This is a genomic window from Paenibacillus harenae (assembly GCF_030812415.1).
GTDB lineage: Bacteria > Bacillota > Bacilli > Paenibacillales > Paenibacillaceae > Pristimantibacillus > Pristimantibacillus harenae_A.
Genome location: NZ_JAUSST010000003.1, coordinates 71,952 through 90,932, shown reverse-complemented (window position 1 = coordinate 90,932; position 18,981 = coordinate 71,952). Strand labels below are relative to the sequence as shown.

Annotated in this window: 12 protein-coding genes; 7 read left to right on the top strand and 5 right to left on the bottom strand. The window is 52.4% G+C overall.

The features are described 5' to 3' along the window. Positions 1-345 precede the first annotated feature (345 nt). The 3 genes from J2T14_RS10455 to J2T14_RS10445 are packed head-to-tail and all read right to left on the bottom strand — an operon-like array spanning position 346 to position 5,217. Complete coding sequence (locus tag J2T14_RS10455) at positions 346-1,746, bottom strand: ABC transporter substrate-binding protein (protein ID WP_307470524.1); 1,401 nt, start codon at positions 1,744-1,746, stop codon at positions 346-348. After that, a complete protein-coding gene (locus J2T14_RS10450) occupies positions 1,743-3,587 on the bottom strand; it encodes a sensor histidine kinase (RefSeq protein WP_307470523.1) in 1,845 nt (614 codons plus the stop codon). Before J2T14_RS10450 ends, J2T14_RS10455 begins: the two co-directional genes overlap by 4 nt. A gap of 19 nt (positions 3,588-3,606) precedes the next feature. Beyond that, positions 3,607-5,217 carry a response regulator transcription factor gene (locus J2T14_RS10445; RefSeq protein WP_307470521.1) on the bottom strand — a complete coding sequence of 537 codons (1,611 nt, stop codon included), beginning with the start codon at positions 5,215-5,217 and terminating at the stop codon, positions 3,607-3,609. Between the two features lie 313 nt (positions 5,218-5,530). Here J2T14_RS10445 and J2T14_RS10440 point away from each other — a divergent pair, with 313 nt between their 5' ends. Both J2T14_RS10440 and uvrA read left to right on the top strand, forming a co-directional pair. Continuing rightward, positions 5,531-6,487 (top strand): hypothetical protein, encoded by a 957-nt coding sequence (locus tag J2T14_RS10440; protein WP_307203342.1) that lies wholly within the window; start codon positions 5,531-5,533, stop codon positions 6,485-6,487. A gap of 7 nt (positions 6,488-6,494) precedes the next feature. Further along, complete coding sequence (uvrA, locus tag J2T14_RS10435) at positions 6,495-9,392, top strand: excinuclease ABC subunit UvrA (protein ID WP_307470520.1); 2,898 nt, start codon at positions 6,495-6,497, stop codon at positions 9,390-9,392. Between the two features lie 331 nt (positions 9,393-9,723). On the opposite strand, the gene J2T14_RS10430 is transcribed toward uvrA, so the two are convergent. Further along, complete coding sequence (locus tag J2T14_RS10430; RefSeq protein WP_307471910.1) at positions 9,724-10,362, bottom strand: TetR/AcrR family transcriptional regulator; 639 nt, start codon at positions 10,360-10,362, stop codon at positions 9,724-9,726. Positions 10,363-10,557: 195 nt separating this feature from the next. Between J2T14_RS10430 and J2T14_RS10425 the strand changes: the two genes are divergently transcribed. The 3 genes from J2T14_RS10425 to J2T14_RS10415 are packed head-to-tail and all read left to right on the top strand — an operon-like array spanning position 10,558 to position 12,565. Further along, positions 10,558-11,577 (top strand): SDR family NAD(P)-dependent oxidoreductase, encoded by a 1,020-nt coding sequence (locus tag J2T14_RS10425; RefSeq protein ID WP_307470519.1) that lies wholly within the window; start codon positions 10,558-10,560, stop codon positions 11,575-11,577. Then, complete coding sequence (locus J2T14_RS10420) at positions 11,574-12,200, top strand: NAD(P)-dependent oxidoreductase (protein WP_307470517.1); 627 nt, start codon at positions 11,574-11,576, stop codon at positions 12,198-12,200. The genes J2T14_RS10425 and J2T14_RS10420 overlap by 4 nt, the downstream gene beginning before the upstream one ends. 38 nt (positions 12,201-12,238) lie before the next feature. After that, the gene (locus J2T14_RS10415) at positions 12,239-12,565 is read left to right on the top strand and encodes a hypothetical protein (RefSeq protein WP_307470515.1); all 327 of its coding nucleotides are present in this window, start codon (positions 12,239-12,241) and stop codon (positions 12,563-12,565) included. A gap of 172 nt (positions 12,566-12,737) precedes the next feature. Here J2T14_RS10415 and J2T14_RS10410 read toward each other — a convergent pair whose 3' ends face one another. Next, positions 12,738-15,194 carry a UTP--glucose-1-phosphate uridylyltransferase gene (locus tag J2T14_RS10410; RefSeq protein ID WP_307470513.1) on the bottom strand — a complete coding sequence of 819 codons (2,457 nt, stop codon included), beginning with the start codon at positions 15,192-15,194 and terminating at the stop codon, positions 12,738-12,740. A gap of 138 nt (positions 15,195-15,332) precedes the next feature. Between J2T14_RS10410 and J2T14_RS10405 the strand changes: the two genes are divergently transcribed. Then, a complete protein-coding gene (locus J2T14_RS10405; RefSeq protein ID WP_307470511.1) occupies positions 15,333-17,093 on the top strand; it encodes an ABC transporter ATP-binding protein in 1,761 nt (586 codons plus the stop codon). Continuing rightward, a complete protein-coding gene (locus J2T14_RS10400; protein ID WP_307470510.1) occupies positions 17,090-18,955 on the top strand; it encodes an ABC transporter ATP-binding protein in 1,866 nt (621 codons plus the stop codon). The genes J2T14_RS10405 and J2T14_RS10400 overlap by 4 nt, the downstream gene beginning before the upstream one ends. Positions 18,956-18,981: the final 26 nt, after the last annotated feature.

Sequence of the window (18,981 nt, the reverse complement as noted above, 5' to 3'; positions counted from 1 at the left end):
ATTCGGAAAATCATTGGATTAGGCGATTTTTATTGGATTCGGTTTGGAAGGGAGGGGACGGTGGTTGGAGGAGGGAGCAAGGGACGAAATGAGGCTATATTCATTAGTTATGAGGCTTTCCTCATACAATTAAAGGAAAATCTAGGTCTAGTAAAAAACAATGAGGCAAACCTCACTAGCCATGAACCTAGGTTCACGAGCAGTGAGGTTTGCCTCATTCCTTTCGCGCGACGGCCAAAAACGGCCCTAAATAGTAAGGTTCTCCTCCCTATTTAGTGAGTTCCCTCATAGCGCACCAGTTCCAGTCTCCAGTCTCCCTCCAATCTCGCTATCCCGCACATCCGCTCAAGGATACGTCCCTCTGAACTCGGCGTTAATCTTCGGCATAATGCTTTCGAACGCATCCTTGACGCTTTTTTTGCCTAGCCATATCTGGTCAAGCGCGGGATTCAGGATGCCGTTGATCTTCTCAATGTTCTTCACATAGTAGTCGTACGAGTTGACTCCGTTCTCCAGCGTCTGCCGCATGACGGCATCCTCGTACCCCTCGGCATGGCCGGGAGCGACGGTCGCCCACTTGTCGATCAGCTCCGGCTTCGTATAATAATCCTTCATCGTCGGCATCCATAGGCCGCTGGCATGCATATCGATCGCGCTGTCCGCGTCAAGCAGCCACTTGTAGAACAGCCATGCCTCCTTCGGATGCTTGGTCGTCTGGGACATGACGTGCGGCTCGCCGAATTGAACCGTCACGCTCTTCTTCAGCTTTGGCAGCACGCCGACTCCGTACTTGATCCCCGTAGCCGCTAGATCGAGCTGCACCCATTGACCGTTCAGATCCATTGCCACCTTCTTGCTCTGAAGCGCGATATCCGGCGTAGGCAAGCTTTTCTCCTGAATCGGGGACGGCGCTACATGATGAACATAAATCAAGTCGGCTAATCGCTGCACGGCATCAATGACTGCTGGGTCTTCCAGATTAAGGCCGCTACCATCCTGCGCAATGACGCTCGCCTCATTGGAGGGGACGAACAAATGCCACGCCCAATTGTTGAAGCGGACCCCGTATTGCTTAATCTCGTTCGGATTGAAGCTCGGCGACAGCGCGTTATCGCCGTCCTCATCGAGCGTAAGAAGCTTGGCATGATGCACGAACTCGTCCCACGTCCAAGCTTCCTCTGCCCTAGACGGCGGAAGGTCAACGCCCGCCTCGTCGAACATTTCCTTATTGTAATAGAGCGCGAATACTTCTTCCGCTACCTTAATCCCCGCGATTTTGTTCGGAGCCCAATACATAATCGCATTCGGTATGAGGGCCGCTTCATTTACATCCTCATCCTGCTTCAGAAACTCATTAAGATTGTATATTTTCCCCTGCTCGGCCCATTGAAGCGCAAAATGCTTATAGATAACGAACACATCCGGCGCTTTGTTCGCGGCATACAGCGTCGTCAACCGCTTCACATAATCGCCTGGCACGAACAAATAGTTCACCGTGATCCACGGGTACTTCTCCATGAACTTTGCAACGATCCGCTCCTGCACCTGCTTCTCGTTCGGCGATCCCCAAGAAGCATAGGTAAGCGTAACCCGCTCATGGCCGTCGACCGTGAACGGGTCGTTGTCCGTATTCGAAGCGCCCTCCCTGCTGCCGCCATTTCCGCCCGCCCCGAAGCTGCAGCCCGCCGCCCCAAGCATGGCGCAGATCGCCAGCAACCATACGAATCTGAATCTCATCGCCTTCATCTCCGTTGTCCCCCCGTCCACGTACCCATGCGTATGACGACTTTGGTACCTTTTCCGGCAAGCGAGTAGACGTCGATCCCCTGGCTGTTTCCATAAAGCAGCTTGATTCGCTTTTCTACATTGGGCATGCCCGTCGATCCGCCTTCGCCGGACTTCATCCGATCCATCGCATCTTTTTCGATACCCGCACCATTATCCTCCACGGAGAACAGCACTTGATCGTCCTCGCACCAGCCTTTGATAACGATGAGTCCACCTTCCTCCATCTCGGCAAAACCATGAATGATGGCATTCTCGACGAACGGCTGCAGGAACAGCTTCGGCACCATCATATCCTGCAGGCTGTCATCCACCTCGAAGCTCACCTTGAACTGATTCCCGAACCGGCTTGCCATAATGTAGATGTATTTCTCGAGCCAATCGAGATCCGTTCGCAGCGGCCATGTCTCGTTCTTGTTCCGTGTAGACGTCTGCAGCATTTCGGCCAAATTGCGCATGATCGTGCTAATTTCCTGTTGTCCGTTCTCTACGGCGATCCAATACATCGTCGTTAGCGTGTTGTACAGAAAATGAGGATTAAGCTGAAGGTTTAGCGCCATCAGCTCGGCTTCCTTCTCCCTCAGGCGGGAGGCGTAATTCTCTTCGATCAAAGCCTGAATTCTTCCGTTCATATGATTGAACATTCGGGTCAACTGACCGAGCTCATCGCGCCCTTTCTCCGGTATGCGTATATCGAAGTTGCCGCGCTCGACCATCTTCATCGCTTTTTTGATCCGAATGATCGGCTTCGTAATGAAGATGGACATCAGGTAAGCAAGCAACGCCGATACGAGCAGCATAACCGCAAGAAAGAGGAACGACACCGATTGCAGCGACTTCAGCCCGTACAGCGCATCCTCTACCGGAATTTCGACGTAGGACATCCAGCCCGTGCTCTCCATCCGATCGAAGCTGATGAGCATTTCTTTGCCGTCGGTCACTTTCTCGAAGCTTCCTTCTCCTTGCCTGAATGCCTCCTCGAGCCATAGCGGGGCTTTGCGGCTTGCTTCCAACTCTCTCTCCGAATGAATGATCATGTCACCCTTCGCGCTCACGATGCCGTAGGACAGATTGCGATACTCGTTCTTGCTCGCATAATCCTTGAACAGCTTGCCGAAGTCGTCCGTCGTAAAATTAATCATCAGCACCGGCCGCTCCATCCCCGGCGGAAGCGAATGGAAGATCCCCTCCTCATCGATGTAAGTGAGATTCAGCTCCTTAACGGCCGATACGAGTTGGCTGTATTCGAAGGAAATCGGCTCCATGTGCTGATCCTTGAACGTTCGGGCGAAGTCATACGTCGGGATCCAGGCAAGGTCGCCCTGGGAACGCTCCGCGAGCAGATGCAGCTCCGAATTGAAGAAACCGGCGGACGGCACGTACATCCTTGCCCCGTTGCCGAAGGTATAATCGCGGGTCACGATGAACGAGGCGTATATATCGTCATTGCCGCCAAAGTATTGAAACAATAATTCCGTCAGACGGCGGTCTGCCTTCAATAACGATTCGTTATCCGACATTTTCAGCCCGATCATGATCTGATAGAGCTCGCTATCGACAGGCAAGACGTCGCTCTTGCCGCGAATCGCTTCCAGCTTCTCGTCAAGCAATTGGTTGTTGTTCAGGACGACATTGCCGAGACTGCTCCTCACGTTCATGAGCATATTGCTGGCGCTAATCCGGTAATACGTGAATCCAAGAATAAGAATGATGACGCTGACGAGCAGAAAATAAGAAACGATCAGCTTAATGCGGAACTTGGCATTGGCGATCAAAGCTGCAAGCTTTCTCATCAAGAGCATAGGCTGACCTCATTTGCGCTTAAGTTGTGGCGAACATTCTGCGGAACTCCTCCGGCGAGTAGAGGAACGTTTTTTTGAACACTTTATTGAAATACTTAATGTCCTTGTAACCGACCAGCTTGGCGATATCGCCTACCCGCTTATCCGATTCAAGCAGCAGACTGCGCGCCCTCTGCATGCGCTGCTTCACGAGAAAATCGGTGAACGATATGCCGAAATGGTTTTTGAACAAAATGCTGAAATAGGAGGCGTTATAGAAAAAATGCTGCGCGACAACCTCGAGCCCCAGGTCTTCATGGAGATTGTCCTCGATATATTCGCGGCACTTCTGCATAATGAGCTCGCTGCGCGAGCCCTTGTCCTTCTTCATCTGATTGACGATGTCGCCCAGTAAGCCGGCCGCCGTCGCCTTCGTTGCAAGAAGCGAATCCGTACGGAGCAGCTGCTCGTCGATCTGCAGGGCTAATGCCGCATAATTGCGATCGTCCATCACAGGCTCGGCTTGCTTTAAGCACGAGAGCAGCAGTTGAATCGCATTGCATTTCATGCGGAACGGAGATGGTTTAGCCGCAGCAAGCTTATCCAATATCGCCATGCATTCTTGGATAGACAGCTCGACATTCCCCCCCGTTACCGCCTGCTCCAGTCGACCGTTGTCCTTCACGCCGACGCTTCTGCCCGAAGGGAAGCTGTCCCTCTCTTTGCGAAGCTGCTCCGCGGACACCCATCTGCCGTCGCGGAAATAATACAAATATTCAAGCGCCGTCGCCGCGCTCTCGTAACAGCTCTTCATATCCTTCTCCAGATCGAACGTTTCATGGCCTATACCCGCGCCAATCGATTTATCGTGAACCTTCTCCAGCGCCGCAAGCGCAAGCTGAAGCTGCTTCAGCCCCTCCGCGCTTTGCACGCCAGGCTTCCACTGGATGATCGTATACAGCTTGTTTCGCTCATGCTCAGGCGAGATCATATACGCCATAGCCCACTTGCCAAGCGCTTGTGCGGCCGCACGCTTCAGAATGCTCCTCCATTCGTGGCTGTCTTCCGAAGCTTGCGTGCAATGAGATTCCAGAATTAACACCGTTCCGTGTCCTCGGATATCGAAGTGCTGCTCGATTTCCTTCTTTTCCGCGGCTTGCAATTCGCCTGTCATCCATTTAAAGAGCAGATGCTCCAGATAGATCGGCTTCGTGTGGGCGAGCTCCTCCGACAGCTGCCGCGTCTCCGCGATTACCGAGCTCTCCTGTATAAGCTGGTTCTCCAGCTCCTGCAATACGCCGTCCAGACTTTCCGAGCTCACGGGCTTCACCAAATAATCTTTGGCGCCGAGCCGGATCGCCTTCCGGGCGTAATCGAATTCATGGTATACGCTTACAAAAACGATTTTAGGTTCTTTCGGGCATGACTTGCCCAGCTCGGCGGCGAAATCAAGGCCGTTCATAATCGGCATCTGAATATCGGTGAAGACGATATCGAGCTGCCTGCCCCGCGCGTATTCGAGCGCTTCCTTGCCGTTCTTCGCCTCGCCGACCTTATAGGCCGGACGCAAGGAGCGAACCATTGCCGCAAGTCCCCGCCGCTGCCTCGGCTCGTCGTCGACGATCAACACTTCCATCTTATCCGAAGGCATTTTCGCTTCCCCCTTTTCGAATCCGATAAGGCTAGTACCTTCATTGTAAGTTGTCCGGCATTCTTTGGGAACGACACAATCGGCGAAAGTTATTGGAAAAGAGCATTTTTATTGGAATTCCACTCATCCTCGACTGGAGAAACGATGATTCGTGTCTCTCCGTCGTAACCGTTGCCATTTTGCAATAGTAAAAACAGGATTTCCATTTCTTGCAACGAATTCAAGAAACAAGCGAGTCAACTTATTGGAAAATAATCTTAGCTAGATGATAGCATTCTCGAAGCGTTGGCATCTATAAGGTGGAGGTAAATATATGGACCATAGAAAACAGGCGGACGCCATGACAGCCGTCTTCCGGTCGGCGTTGCAAACCTTCGTCGACAAGGTGAAGCAGGATGATCAAGTGATCGCCGTCGTCTTGCTCGGCAGCTTGTCTTACGACCAGGTGTGGGAGAAATCCGATATTGATTTGAAGCTGATCGTGCATGATCAGAAGTTGAAGTACGGCTACCGGACCTTCGTGGAGAACGACGTGCCGATCAACGCGAGTATTACGACGAGGAATGACTTCAAGCGCGAAATGGAGCGGACCGTACAAGGCTCGTTCGGCCACTCGATGCTCGTGCGAAGCACGCTGTTGTTCACGAAGGATTCGTCGATTCAGTCTTACTTCGAGCAAATTCGCTATGTCGGGGAACGCGATAGACAGCTTCGGCTGCTTCAGCTTAGCTGCTTCTCTCTATCGCTGCTGGCGAAGGCCGAGAAATGGCAGTACGTGAAGCGCGACTTCACGTATAGCGCTTTCTGGATTATCAAGATGATCGATACGCTATCCCAGATCGAAGTGCTGCTGAACGGCGACATCCCGATGCGCGAATGCGTGCAGCAAGCGCTGACGTACAACCCGGACTTTTTTGGAACGGTGTATGCGGGGTTGATCGTAGCCGAGGTCCGCGAGGATAAGGTTGACGCGGCACTCAAGAGCATTAACACGTACATGAACGACCGTGCCGAGCGGCTATTCGCTCCTGTACTTGCCTACTTGAAGGAAGAAGCGGACGTTCGGACCGCAACGGACATTATGCACAAGTTCGGCTTAGTCATCGACCTCGATGCCGGGGCGATTACGACAGGCTGCGACTGGTTGGCCGAACATGGCTTGATCGCCAAGCTGGAATCGGATACGAAGGCGACGCCTGCTAGCCGAGTAAGCTTGAGCGAGCCTGCCTATCTTTTCGAGAATTTAGAAGACATGCAATGGGGGATGTGATCTAAGAATGAAACAGTTTATTGAGGTACGCGGAGCGAGACAAAACAATTTGCAAAATATCGACGTCAACATTCCGCGCGACAAGCTGACGGTCATTACCGGGGTAAGCGGTTCCGGTAAGTCGTCACTCGCGTTCGAAGTCATCTACGGAGAAGGACAACGGCGATTTCTCGAATCGCTGTCTACCTTCGCGAAGAGCCGGATGAATCAGCTCAAGAAGCCGGACGTCGACTTCGTATTCGGACTGTCGCCCGTCATTGCGATCGAGCAGAAGAAAGGCATTGTCAATCCTCGTTCCACAGTCGGCACAATGACCGATATCTATGACTTCTTGCGACTGCTGTTCGCCTCTGCCAGCGATGCCGGCTGTCCGTTCTGCGACCGCAAGGTACCGGCCCGGACACCCGGTCAAATGATCGATCGCATTCAGCAACTGCCAATGGGTACGGAGTTGGAGGTGCTTGCGCCGGTCTATAAGATTTATGGCGAAAACTATGAAACGACATTCGACGAGATTCGCTCCAAAGGCTTCCGTACGGTCATTATCGACGGAACGAGGCATAGTCTGGGAGATCCGATCCCGATGGACGAGGAAATGGAGCATCAGATTGAAGTCGTCATCGATAAAGTGGTCGTGCAGCCGAACGTGTTCAAGATGCTGACCAAGACGATCGAGAACAGCCTGAAGCTCGTTGGCGAAGGGTTCATCCGCTTCGAGATTACCGGCGTGCCTGAAGGCAAGCATGTGAACGCCAATGACTTCTACAATGGCTTCGCCTGTCCGGAGCATCATCTGACGCTCGGCGAGCTGCAGCCGAATTACTTCTCCTTCAACGATCCGGACAGCGCCTGCCGGACATGCGGCGGCATCGGGACGTTCATGCGCGCGGACGCCAAGTTTCTCGTGAAGAACGCCGACAAAAGCGTTAACAAGGGCGCGCTTGATCCGAAGCTGCTCGGAACGAACATGACGACATGGAACTGGGCGATGCTGAACAGCCTGTCGAAGCATTACGGCTTCAGCCTCGATACGCCGATGAAGGAGCTGCCCGAATGGGCTCACAGCCTTATTTTCTATGGATCCCGAGGGGAGAAATTCCCTTTTACGCCGGGTGAGGAAATTAGCAAAACCCAAGCCCGTCATGTCGGCAAGTTAATGAGCTACGGCGGTCTCGTCCATATGGTCAACTGGTGGTATAAGCTGTATTTGAAGCGCAAGGCGGCAAGCCCCGCCGAGGAAGAGTTCTATAAGCGCGTCATGATCGAGCACACCTGCCCGGACTGCGAAGGGCGCAAGCTGAAGCCGCAGCGCTTCCATGTCAGAGTCGGCGGCGCCGATATTCATGAGCTATGCCAGATGTCGCTGCAAGAGCTGCATGAGTTTTTGAAAGATCTGCGGTTCAAGGAAGAAACGGCGGTTATCGGCCGACAGATTACGGCGGAGATTCAGTCGCGGCTCGTTCTGCTGCTCGATATCGGGCTCGACTACTTAAGCCTTGGCAGACGCTCCGACTCGATCTCCGGGGGCGAGGCGCAGCGCATTCGCCTATCGACGCAGATCAGCTCGGGACTTATGGGCATGCTGTACGTGCTCGACGAGCCGAGCATCGGTCTTCATGCCCGCGACAGCATGCGCATCATCGACACGCTGAAGAAGCTGCGGGATATCGGCAATACGATCATCGTCGTCGAGCATGACATCGATACGATCTGCAGCGCCGACCATATTATCGAGATCGGACCCGGACCGGGCCGGCACGGGGGCCGCATTATCGCCGAGGGCAAGGCCGAGCAGCTTCGCGCGCAAGCGGACTCCATTACCGGCGCGTTCCTGACGGGAGCGCGCAAAATCGAAGTGCCCGCGCAGCGCAGACAGACGGGCGAGATGAAGCTGACCATACGCGGCGCCCGGGCGAACAATCTGCGGAACATTACCGTCGACATTCCGCTTGGCGTTATGGTGTGCATTACCGGCGTATCGGGCTCGGGCAAGAGCACGCTCATTAACGAGGTCATGTGCAAACAGCTCTATGCGATGTTCCATGACGCCCGCATCGTGCCTGGCGAGCATGACGCGCTGGAAGGGCATGAGCAGCTTAGCGGCATTATCAATATCGATCAATCGCCGATAGGCCGCAGCTCCCGGTCTAATCCAGCCACATACGTCGGCTTCTTCGACCGGATTCGCGAGATGTATGCGGAGGCGGCAAGCGCGGAAGGCAGTCCGCTTACCAAGCATGACTTCAGCTTCAATCAGAAGAACGGCGGCCGCTGCGAGCATTGCCAGGGGGAAGGAACGGTAACGACGCAGCTGCAATTCATGCCTGACGTCGAAGCGGTCTGTCCGGTATGCAAGGGCGCTCGCTTCAACGAGAGCGTGCTCGATATACGCATTAAGGAGAAAAACATTGCGGAGATCCTCGATATGAGCATCGAGGATGCCGTCGCCTTCTTCGACGATCAGCCCTATATCGCACGCAAGCTGGCCGTGCTGAACGACCTCGGTCTCGGCTATTTGCAGCTCGGCCAGTCGTCGGCCACGCTGTCTGGAGGGGAAGCTCAGCGGATCAAGCTTGCGACCGAGCTGAGCAAAGTGAAGCGTGGCGCGCATAATCTATACGTGCTCGACGAGCCGACAACCGGTCTTCATCTGCGGGACATTCAGCGGTTGATCGACTGCCTAAACCATCTCGTCGATGCCGGTCATACCGTCGTGATCATCGAGCATCATCTCGATATGATCAAGATCGCCGACCATATAATCGACATGGGGCCAGACGGGGGCTATAAGGGCGGTACGGTCGTCGCCTCCGGCACGCCGGAACAGGTTGCTGCCAGCAGCGACTCCTTAACGGGCCGCTACCTGCGCGAGATGCTTGCTCCACAGCATACTTACGCTCGTTAGGCTACTACTATTCAGGTAATAGGAAGAGAAATCCATCCTATTCTAGTAAACTGACTTAATCAGCATCGATTAGGATGAGTTATCCGGCTTATTGCGCATGAAAGACTTCGTTATGAGCTTGTGCCACTGCATAAATAGGGCGATAGGTAGAGTTATCCGTCTTATTTCGGCCAACCTTGCAGGATTGGCAGCAATAAGACGGATTTCCCGACTTCATTTTGTTCATTCCCCAATATAAACTTCAATCAATCCCCTCTATTTTCTTAAAATACAAAAAAAGGAACCTCGCAGGGTTGCGGGGTCCTAATCGGTGATCGTTTTATCCAAGTACCTATGAAATTTGTTGAATAATTTGCGAAATTTTCTTTTCCATTAACAAATCATCCACCGTATCCAAATGTTTTGGAGTAATCAATTGATGTTTTTTTATCAAGTAAAAATCGATGAGCGCTTTTTTCAAGGTGAGATCAAAATGTATCGTAAATGACGGTTCCAAGATCCGCCGAAGCACGACGTCGTCTTGCACCAAAAACAATATAGGATTTATCGGATTGAACACGCCTCCGGATACGCCGGCATCGAAAAACTGTCGGAAACTTGCAAGGCGTTCTTGTTGTGCCGACAAAACGTTATCCAATAAACTAGGGTACACCTCTTTCAAATCCTGCAAAAGAATATCGGGCATGTACACGGCTGCTTTCAAAGACTGCTCGTAGACGATCTGGAATCGCTCCGTGTAGGATATCCTCTCGTCTGTCATCAAGATATCGCCGGTTTTGAAATAGTCTGCGCAATGGTCAACGAACATTTTTATCATTTCGTCTTTCGACGAGAAGTATTTATACATTGTCGCCTTGCTGATATCCATCTGTTTCGCAATATCGTCCATATTCAGTTGGCTGAATCTGCTTTTTCTAAACACGGGCTTAATTTTTTCGAAGTATTTGTTTTTGTTATTTGCCTTCTCCATCATAGAAACCTCCTGTCCCGTCTTTGACTTAGTATATCACATTAAATTAAAAGTGAACGTTGTAAACCAAATATACTAACTGAACTAATTTTATTAATTTAGTTTACAACATTCATTTTTTGTTGTATATTTTGATTGCAGCAGTAATTAGCAAGTATTGGAGGTTTATCTGTTAAAGAAAAAGGAGATGGTTTGATGCATGCTTTTGTAACAGGCGGCACAGGATTGCTGGGCAGCAACTTGATTCGTATTTTGGTCGAGCGCGGGTATCGGGTCACTGCATTAGCACGATCGGCCAAAAAAGCCGAGACGTTAATCGGCGGGTTGCAAGTTAAGGTCGTTACAGGGGATATGATGGACGTTGAATCCTGGGCGCATTACATGAAAGATTGCGATGTCCTCTTCCATACAGCTGCCTATTTTCGCGAGACGTTCCGCAGAGGAGATCACTGGACAAATCTGGAGAAAGTTAATGTGACGCAAACCGTTCGATTATTTGAGCTCGCGGAAAAATACGGGGTAGGAAAAATTATTCACACTAGCACAAATGCGACCATCCGCAAGCGCAAGGACGGACAAATCAGCGATGAAAACGATCGGATGAATCCGGATGAGGCGCTTAATTTATATGGGAAGAGCAAACTTGTAGGCGATCAGGAGATCGATAAATTCGCAAAGCATCACCGAATACCGATCGTTACTGTTCTGCCCGCATGGATGTTCGGCCCTGGCGATGCCGCACCGACCGGCAGCGGCCAATTGGTATTGAATTTCCTCGGGCGGAAGTTTCCGGGATCGTTCCAATCGGGCATAGATGTTGTGGACGCCCGAGATGTCGCACACGCGATGATTAAAGCAGCCGAATCCTCTCCAGGCAATGATCGATTTATTTTATCTGCTTATCACGTTGGTTTAGAAGATTTGTTCCGCATCCTGCAGAAAGTGTCCGGCATTCAAGGACCTTCCAAAAGGTTTCCACTCACCATGGTCTATCTGTCAACATGGGTAAATGAAAAAATAGCAGCATGGCGGAATAGAGTAACGGATCTGTCTATAGATGAACTTCGAGTCATGACGGAAATGAAGCGAACTAGCGGAGCTAAGGCAATCCGCGATCTGCAAATCAGTTTCAGACCGCTTGAAGATACCATGCGGGATACGGTGGAATGGTTTAGAATCAATGGCAAGACGGACAAAGGAAGAGCTGCAAAATGAAACTTATCATTTTTGGCGCAAGCGGTAGAACGGGTCGGCATATCGTAGATAGCGCATTACAGAGCGGACACACCGTTACTGCATTTGTCCGCACACGGAGCAGTATCCACCAAAGTCATCCCAACCTTGTCGTCGTTGAAGGGGATGTCCTTCGGACAGAAGATATCGATAGGGCCATACGGCATCATGATATGGTGATATCGTCTCTTGGGATTACAAGTACTTCAAGCAAAACGATATGTTCAGAAGGGATAAAGCGGATTCTAACAGCTATGGCCCAAAATAAAGTGCAGCGTTTAATTGCAATAAGTGAAGCCAGCGTATCTGAATCGTTAAGTAAGCTGCCCATGCTTGGTAGAGCTGTTATCCGGCTGCTCCTCGACAAACAGGCCATTGAGGATAAGGAACTTATGGAACAATACATGAAGAACAGCGGTTTGGATTGGACGATTGTTAGACCTCCATTTCTAACCAATGGCCCGCTTAAAGGGAAATATCGTGCGGGGGAATCGGCCGACTTGAAGTTAACAAGCACTATTTCTCGGGCTGATTTGGCAGATTTCATCGTAAAACAAGTGAATTCAAGGCAATCCATAAAAAAAGCGGTAGCCATTCACTACTGAAAAAAACGCAAACCTATTTCCAAGGAGGCTAAGAAATAATGGATGATTTCGTTCGAATCTTGCATAGCATCGCTATTCTTAGCATCGGAGTCGTGTACGGTGTTGATGTATTCTTCACTGTCATTGTGAGAAAGGCATTGACTCGAAGCTCCGATGCCGGGATGACAGAAGTAATCGGCAGAATCCATGAAGTTTCAAGTGGAAGAATGCCCATCTTCGGGGCTTCCGCCCTTGTTTCAACACTCGCTCTGGCAGTTACCCAATGGTTGTTCAACTCCATGTCTATTTCATCTCTTGGATGGATTCTCACGGCTCTTATTGCCCAAATTATGTTTCTTGTCTTGTACGCCACAGTATCACGTTAATATAGAGTTAATCCAAGCGGCTCAAGCGGCACGTGTTCCTTCCAATGTACGATTGCTTCAAAACCGATGGGATCGCGTAATTCCCCTCCGTGTTGCTTTAATGCTCTTGGCCCTTCTTTGTCTGACTTTAAGCATCTAACAAACATGGTGGTTCATAGTGATTCATCTCACGCTACACAAACTGCTTCGATCCTTCGCTGCCTTTCCGAATCTTGAGCATATCGAACAGCCGGCCCTCGACATCGATGGCACGAAGGTCCAAGCAGTTGCCGGCCACCGTCACCTGTACAAAATGCGGTACGGCAAGCGACTGCGACGTATGCCACTCCCGCTTCGGAAGCTGCCAGTTCGGCATCTCTCCTGCCCCTCCGGCCACGACATAGACGATTCCGTTATCGAAATCGGGCTTCCCGTTCCGCAGCGGATGGCTTCGCTCGTACACGATCGTATGCGAGCTGAATACGACATCGACGCCGTACTGCTCCATGACCGGTACGAGCTGCCTCAGCGCCTCCAGTTCATAGCCGCCCGACACATACGGCGAATAGTGGATATATACAATCCGCCACTTGATGTCCATAGCCTCTGCAGCCTCCTGCAAATCGCGTACCAAAAAATCGTATTGCGGATGGCCAGGGCCAATCGATCCATCGCCGTTCGGATAATGCTCGTCCTTAATGAAATCGGTACTATCGAGCGCTATGAAGTGAGCATCACCGTAGTCGAAGGAATAGTAATTGCCGGGACTCGGATAAGCCGAGTAATCGTAATACCACGAACCGTTATGTTCATGATTGCCTAGACAGCTGTAGAACGGCGTCGTTGTGAGCAATTCCTTGCCCGGTGCGAACAAATATGTATGCCAATCCTCCTGCCTGCGGCCATCGTCCACCATATCGCCGACGAATAACGCGAAGTCGGGACGGTACTTCCGCATCCCCTCGAATAACGCTTTATTTATACCTCCGCCACTCTGATCAAAATAGCTGTAGCCCCCTGTTTCGCTCGTTACGACGAACGAACAAGGTACGCCTCTTCGCGTAGCCGTTCGGAACGGATACGGTCCAGCCTCTACTTTCTTCCCATCCCCATTGTCCGCATACGCCTTATAGAAATAAGTCGTTTCCGGCTCTAGGCCATCCACCGTAAGCCGTTGAATGCGAACTCGCGCGTCCCCTTCGCTTTGCACGGTCAACAGTGGCTGCTCACGGAGCGCGTAATTGCCCCGCTCCCCGCTATGAATGCGATCGGCAGCGTATATCTCGAGCTTCCCGACGGCGGGCAAAGAAGTCTCCCACATCATCGTCATGCCTTGCTCGGTCGGCCATTGCAAATACGGTCCGTTCACGAACGTAAACGCCGGTTCGTTGCCAACGGTACGCTGTACCTCGGCCGCCTCTGCTCGCATAACAAGCTCTCGCGCGCTCGCGGGACTGTCCTCTCCCTCCCTGTTTTTGACCGGTGCGAACTCGCCTTCCCTACTGGCCTTCAATACCGTCATCCCCTCCGACAACGGAAAGAAGTCGAAAATAAACCTCTCCAGCTTATAAGCGTTAGGCTCGGCAGGCGTGACTTGACGTCCTTCGTCATCGACGTAGTCGATTTTTTTCATCGCGAGATGATAGGGAAGGTCGTTATCCGCATGCTGATCGATAAAGTCGAGCCGGAACAGATGAATCGAGACGTTCCCCAAATGATACGTCAAGGTTCCATCAGGCTCCCGCGCTTCAAGCATGGCTTGCGGAATTTCCGTATACTCAACGACCGTTGGTTTGCCATCCTTCGTGCAAAGAATGCCGATCTTCTCGTCCGGATTCGACCGCTCAATGACTTTCGTTGCGATCGGATAATGACCGTCTGCCGCAACTCCGACGAAACCGGGATCGGCGATCTGGATCAACGCGTTATCGACGTTGTAATAAAACACCCACTCGACGCCCCGCCGCTTCATATCTTCAATCGCGCCAGTGCTTCGCAAGGAAGAGAAGCACTCTCCGTTGCCGCTCGGCGCGAAGCTAAGCTCCGATTCCGACGCGAAGAGCAGCTTGCCATTTAAGTCGACCGCCGGCATCGTATGCTGCTGGAAGAAGAAGCAGTCCTGCTCCGGATAACCGAAGAACCCCGCCTTTTGAAAAAAAGCTCTCGTCTCCGCATCGTTATCGGGGCTTGTCATAATGTACCAAGGAATGAACGCGCCTGCCTCTCGCGACAGCGAGGCAAGACGATCCGCCTGCAGCTCGAACAGCGACTTGCCCGATGGCAGGCCGATATCAATCGTCCCCTTCGGCCCGTCATGGCCGAGTCTGCTGCCTTGTCCTCCCGCGACGACGAGCGCCGCCACTTTGCCGTCCTGCAGATTCTGCCAACCTAGCTCCTTGTAGCGATCGCGTTCCTCCTCTCCGAAGCGATCCCACTCCAGATAGCCGATTGGGGCTATCGTATGCGGCTCTTGGATAGAGATATTGCGTTGCTGATCCATTATCCCCTTCAATCGATCCAAATCCGCACCCAGCACCTGCCGGCACAAAGCTTCCCGCTCCGGCGCGTCCAGCCGCCTAATAACCGAAACCACATGCTCCTGCTTATGCGCGATAAGCACTGCCTCTGCTTGCTGCAATAATTGATCCATATCGTCACCTCTTCGGCATCGTTCTGCCAGACCAGTAGATTTAACTTTATATTTAACTTTTACCTTGTGCTTGCAATTAGCTCACCCTACTATTAGAACATATCATGGATGAATTTGTCTTCTCTGGAGGAAATCACATTGAACATACCTATCAAACAATATTGGCGCTTGCTCAGCTCCTACCTGCGGCATGAACGTCGTAAGCTGGCTATACTCGCGTTATTGCTTATCGCCGGCATCGGACTGCAGCTCTGGAATCCTCAAATTATGAGGCAGTTTATAGACGACGCGATGAAGCCGGGCGTCACAATCGGCGCCCTCATCGGAAGCGCGGTCCTGTTCATCGTGCTCGCTCTTCTGTATCAGCTCGTTACCGTGTGCTCCGGATATATAGGCGAGCAGGTCGGCTGGACGGCGACGAATGAGCTGCGTGGCGATCTCGCCAAGCATTGCCTTCATCTTGATCAGACGTTCCATAAGGATCGTACGAGCGGCGAAATGATTCAGCGGATAGACGGCGACGTGAACGAGCTGTCCAACTTTTTCTCCAGCTTCGTATTCGCGCTGTCTGCCAATGCTTTGCTCATTTCGGGGGTGCTGGTTATGATGTTCCTCGAGGACTGGATCCTCGGACTAGGCATGACGCTATTCGTCATAGCCGCCATTTTCGTACTGCAGCGAATCCGATCCTCATTCTCGCCCGCTTGGGTCAAATCCAGCGAGGCTTATGCCGAGATGTACGGTTTTCTGGGCGAGCATATGGCAGGTACGGAGGATACCCGTGCGAACGGTGCAAGCTCCTTCGTCATGCGTCGCTTCCATGGCATTCTGCGCAAGCTGCTCCCTATTCATATGAAAGCAAGCTTCGGCGGCTACACGATGTGGGTCTCGACGATCTTCGTATTCGCACTAAGCCGTTCGCTTGCGCTTATTTACTGCGGCTACTTGTGGGCTACCGATTCGATGACGCTCGGAACGATCTATTTGATCTTCACCTACACGGAGCTATTAAACCATCCGCTCGAGCAAATCCGAACGCAAATTCAGGATCTGCAGCGAGCCGACGCGAGTATTGTAAGGGTGAGCCAGCTGTTCGCGACGAAGTCTGCGCTCGTAGAGAAGAAATCGCAAGCTCAGTTGAAAGACGGCGCGCTAGCCGTTAGGTTCGAAAGCGTGAGCTTTAACTATGGCGGCGAGGATAGCGAGACGTCTGTGCTGCGCAATGTCAGCTTCGAGCTCGCTCCGGGCCGAGTGCTCGGTTTGCTGGGAAGGACGGGAAGCGGCAAAAGCACCCTTGCACGCCTGCTCGTTCGATTCTACGATGCGACCGACGGGACTGTCCGTATCGGCGGCGAGGATGTAAGAGAGGTCGCCGTATCTCAGCTACGTGGCAGGATTGCCATGGTATCGCAAAACATTCAATTATTTCAAGCTACTGTCCGTGACAATCTAACCTTATACAACCGTTCCATACCGGATGATCGACTCACCCGGGTGCTGTCCGAGCTGGGCTTAGCTTCATGGCTGGCAGCGCTTGAGAACGGTCTTGATACGATGCTCGCTTCAGGCGGCAGCGGTCTTTCGGCAGGAGAAGCGCAGCTGCTTGCATTCGCCCGCGCTTTTCTATCCGATCCAAGTCTGGTCATTCTGGACGAAGCTTCATCCAGGCTTGATCCTGCGACGGAGTCGCATATCGAGAAAGCCATCGATAAGCTGCTTTCAGGGCGTACGGCCATCATTATTGCCCACAGGCTGACAACGATCAAACGGGCAGACGACATCCTCATCTTGGATGCGGGCAGTGTTGTTGAATCCGGATTGCGCACCAAGCTGGCAGATGACAACGGATCGCGCCTCTATCAATTATTGAAGACCGGGACGGAAGAGGTGCTTGTATGAGCTTGAAGAATATGAACGCTAATAAAAACATACCGTCTACGCTGCAATCGATGTGGCGGCTCATTCGCTATCGTCCTATTCTTTATTCGGCTAACGCGATTCTATGGATTGGCGTTCACTTATTCCCGTTATTTCCGGGGTTAATCATACAGCAGTTTTTCGATAAACTATCAGGGCAGTCCACGTCGGCCTTAAGCGCCTATGGGCTGGCAGCTCTGCTGATGGCTATTTCCATCGCCCGAATCGTTAATATCTATGGCGGGGCATGGACCGATTCGCTCCATCGCTTCAACATGGGGGCATTGCTCCGTACGAATATGCTGCGCCAGATCTTGAAGCAGCCGGCGGCGGCAGCGATTCCCGGCTCTCCGGGCGAAGCGCTCTCTCAATTCCGCGATGACGCAAGTCAAGCCGAAGATGCCATTAGCTGGACGCTTGATCTAATCGGTAAAATCGTCTTTGCGGCGGCAGCCATCGTCCTTCTGCTCCGCGTCGATGCCAAAATCACCTGCTATGTGTTCCTTCCGATCATTCTCATCGTATCGGTCACTCAGATCGCAACGAAACGGGTGCAAGCCTACCGTGCCGAGAGCCGCGAAGCGACGAGCAAAGTATCGGGCCATGTCGGTGAAATGTTCGGCTCCGTGCAGGCGATTCAGCTCGCCGGAGCAGAAGAGCGCTTCATCGAACGATTCCGCGAGCTGAACATGCGGCGCAGGCAAGCCGCATTGAAGGACCGACTGTTCAGCTCCCTGCTCGCTTCCGTCTTCTCCAACATCGTTAACGTTGGGACGGGACTTATTCTCCTGCTTGGAGCAGCTTCCCTTCAGCGCTCCGAGTTGACGGTGGGCGACTTCGCCCTGTTCATCTATTATTTGGCTTTCGTAACGGACTTTACGTCGTTCTTCGGCAACTTCCTTTCCCACCTGCAGCAGACGGGCGTATCGTTCAAACGGATGTATGCGCTGCTGCAAGGCGTTCCATCCGAATCGCTGACTGAACATCGCCCCCTGCACCTGAGAGAAGAATGGTCGGAGGAACCTGCTGTGCCAATCGACATTGCTAGCGGTAGTATAGATGGCGATGCACCATTCCAGTCATTGACGGTAAGCAATCTTAGCTACCGTTATCCCGATTCCGGCAGAGGAGTCGACGGTATTAGCTTGGAGCTGCGTCGTGGGGGCATCACCGTTATTACAGGCCGCATCGGCTCCGGCAAAACAACGCTTCTCCGCTCTGTGCTCGGACTGCTGCCGCTGGAGGCGGGCGATATCCGTTGGAACGGCTGCATCGTCACGGATCCCGCTTCCTTCTTCGTTCCGCCAAGAAGCGCCTATACATCGCAAGTGCCGAATCTTTTCAGTGAAACGCTGTTAACGAATATATTACTTGGACTGCCGTCGAGCGAAGAAGATAAGCGTGAACGCGCTATTCATACGGCCGTGCTTGATCAAGATATTTCGAGCTTAGAGCAAGGACTGAACACCATGATCGGTCAACGGGGCGTCAAGCTGTCCGGCGGCCAAGCGCAGCGCACGGCTGCTGCCCGCATGTTCGTTCGCGAGCCGGAGCTGCTCGTCTTCGACGACCTGTCGAGCGCGCTCGACGTCGCGACCGAGCAGCTGCTATGGGAGCGAGTTGCCCATGCGCCGCATGCGGCCTGCCTCATTGTCTCTCACCGCAGAGCTGCCCTTCAGCGCGCCGACCATATTATCGTACTGAAGGACGGCCGCATCGAGGCGGAAGGAACGTTGTCCGAGCTGCTGAGCTCTTCGCACGAAATGCGCCTGCTGTGGGACCAAGAATATGATCAAGAACAGAAAAAAGAACAAACAGAAGTAGCCCATCCTTTCGGCGGATAGGCTGCTTCATCTGTTCCTCTGAGCCA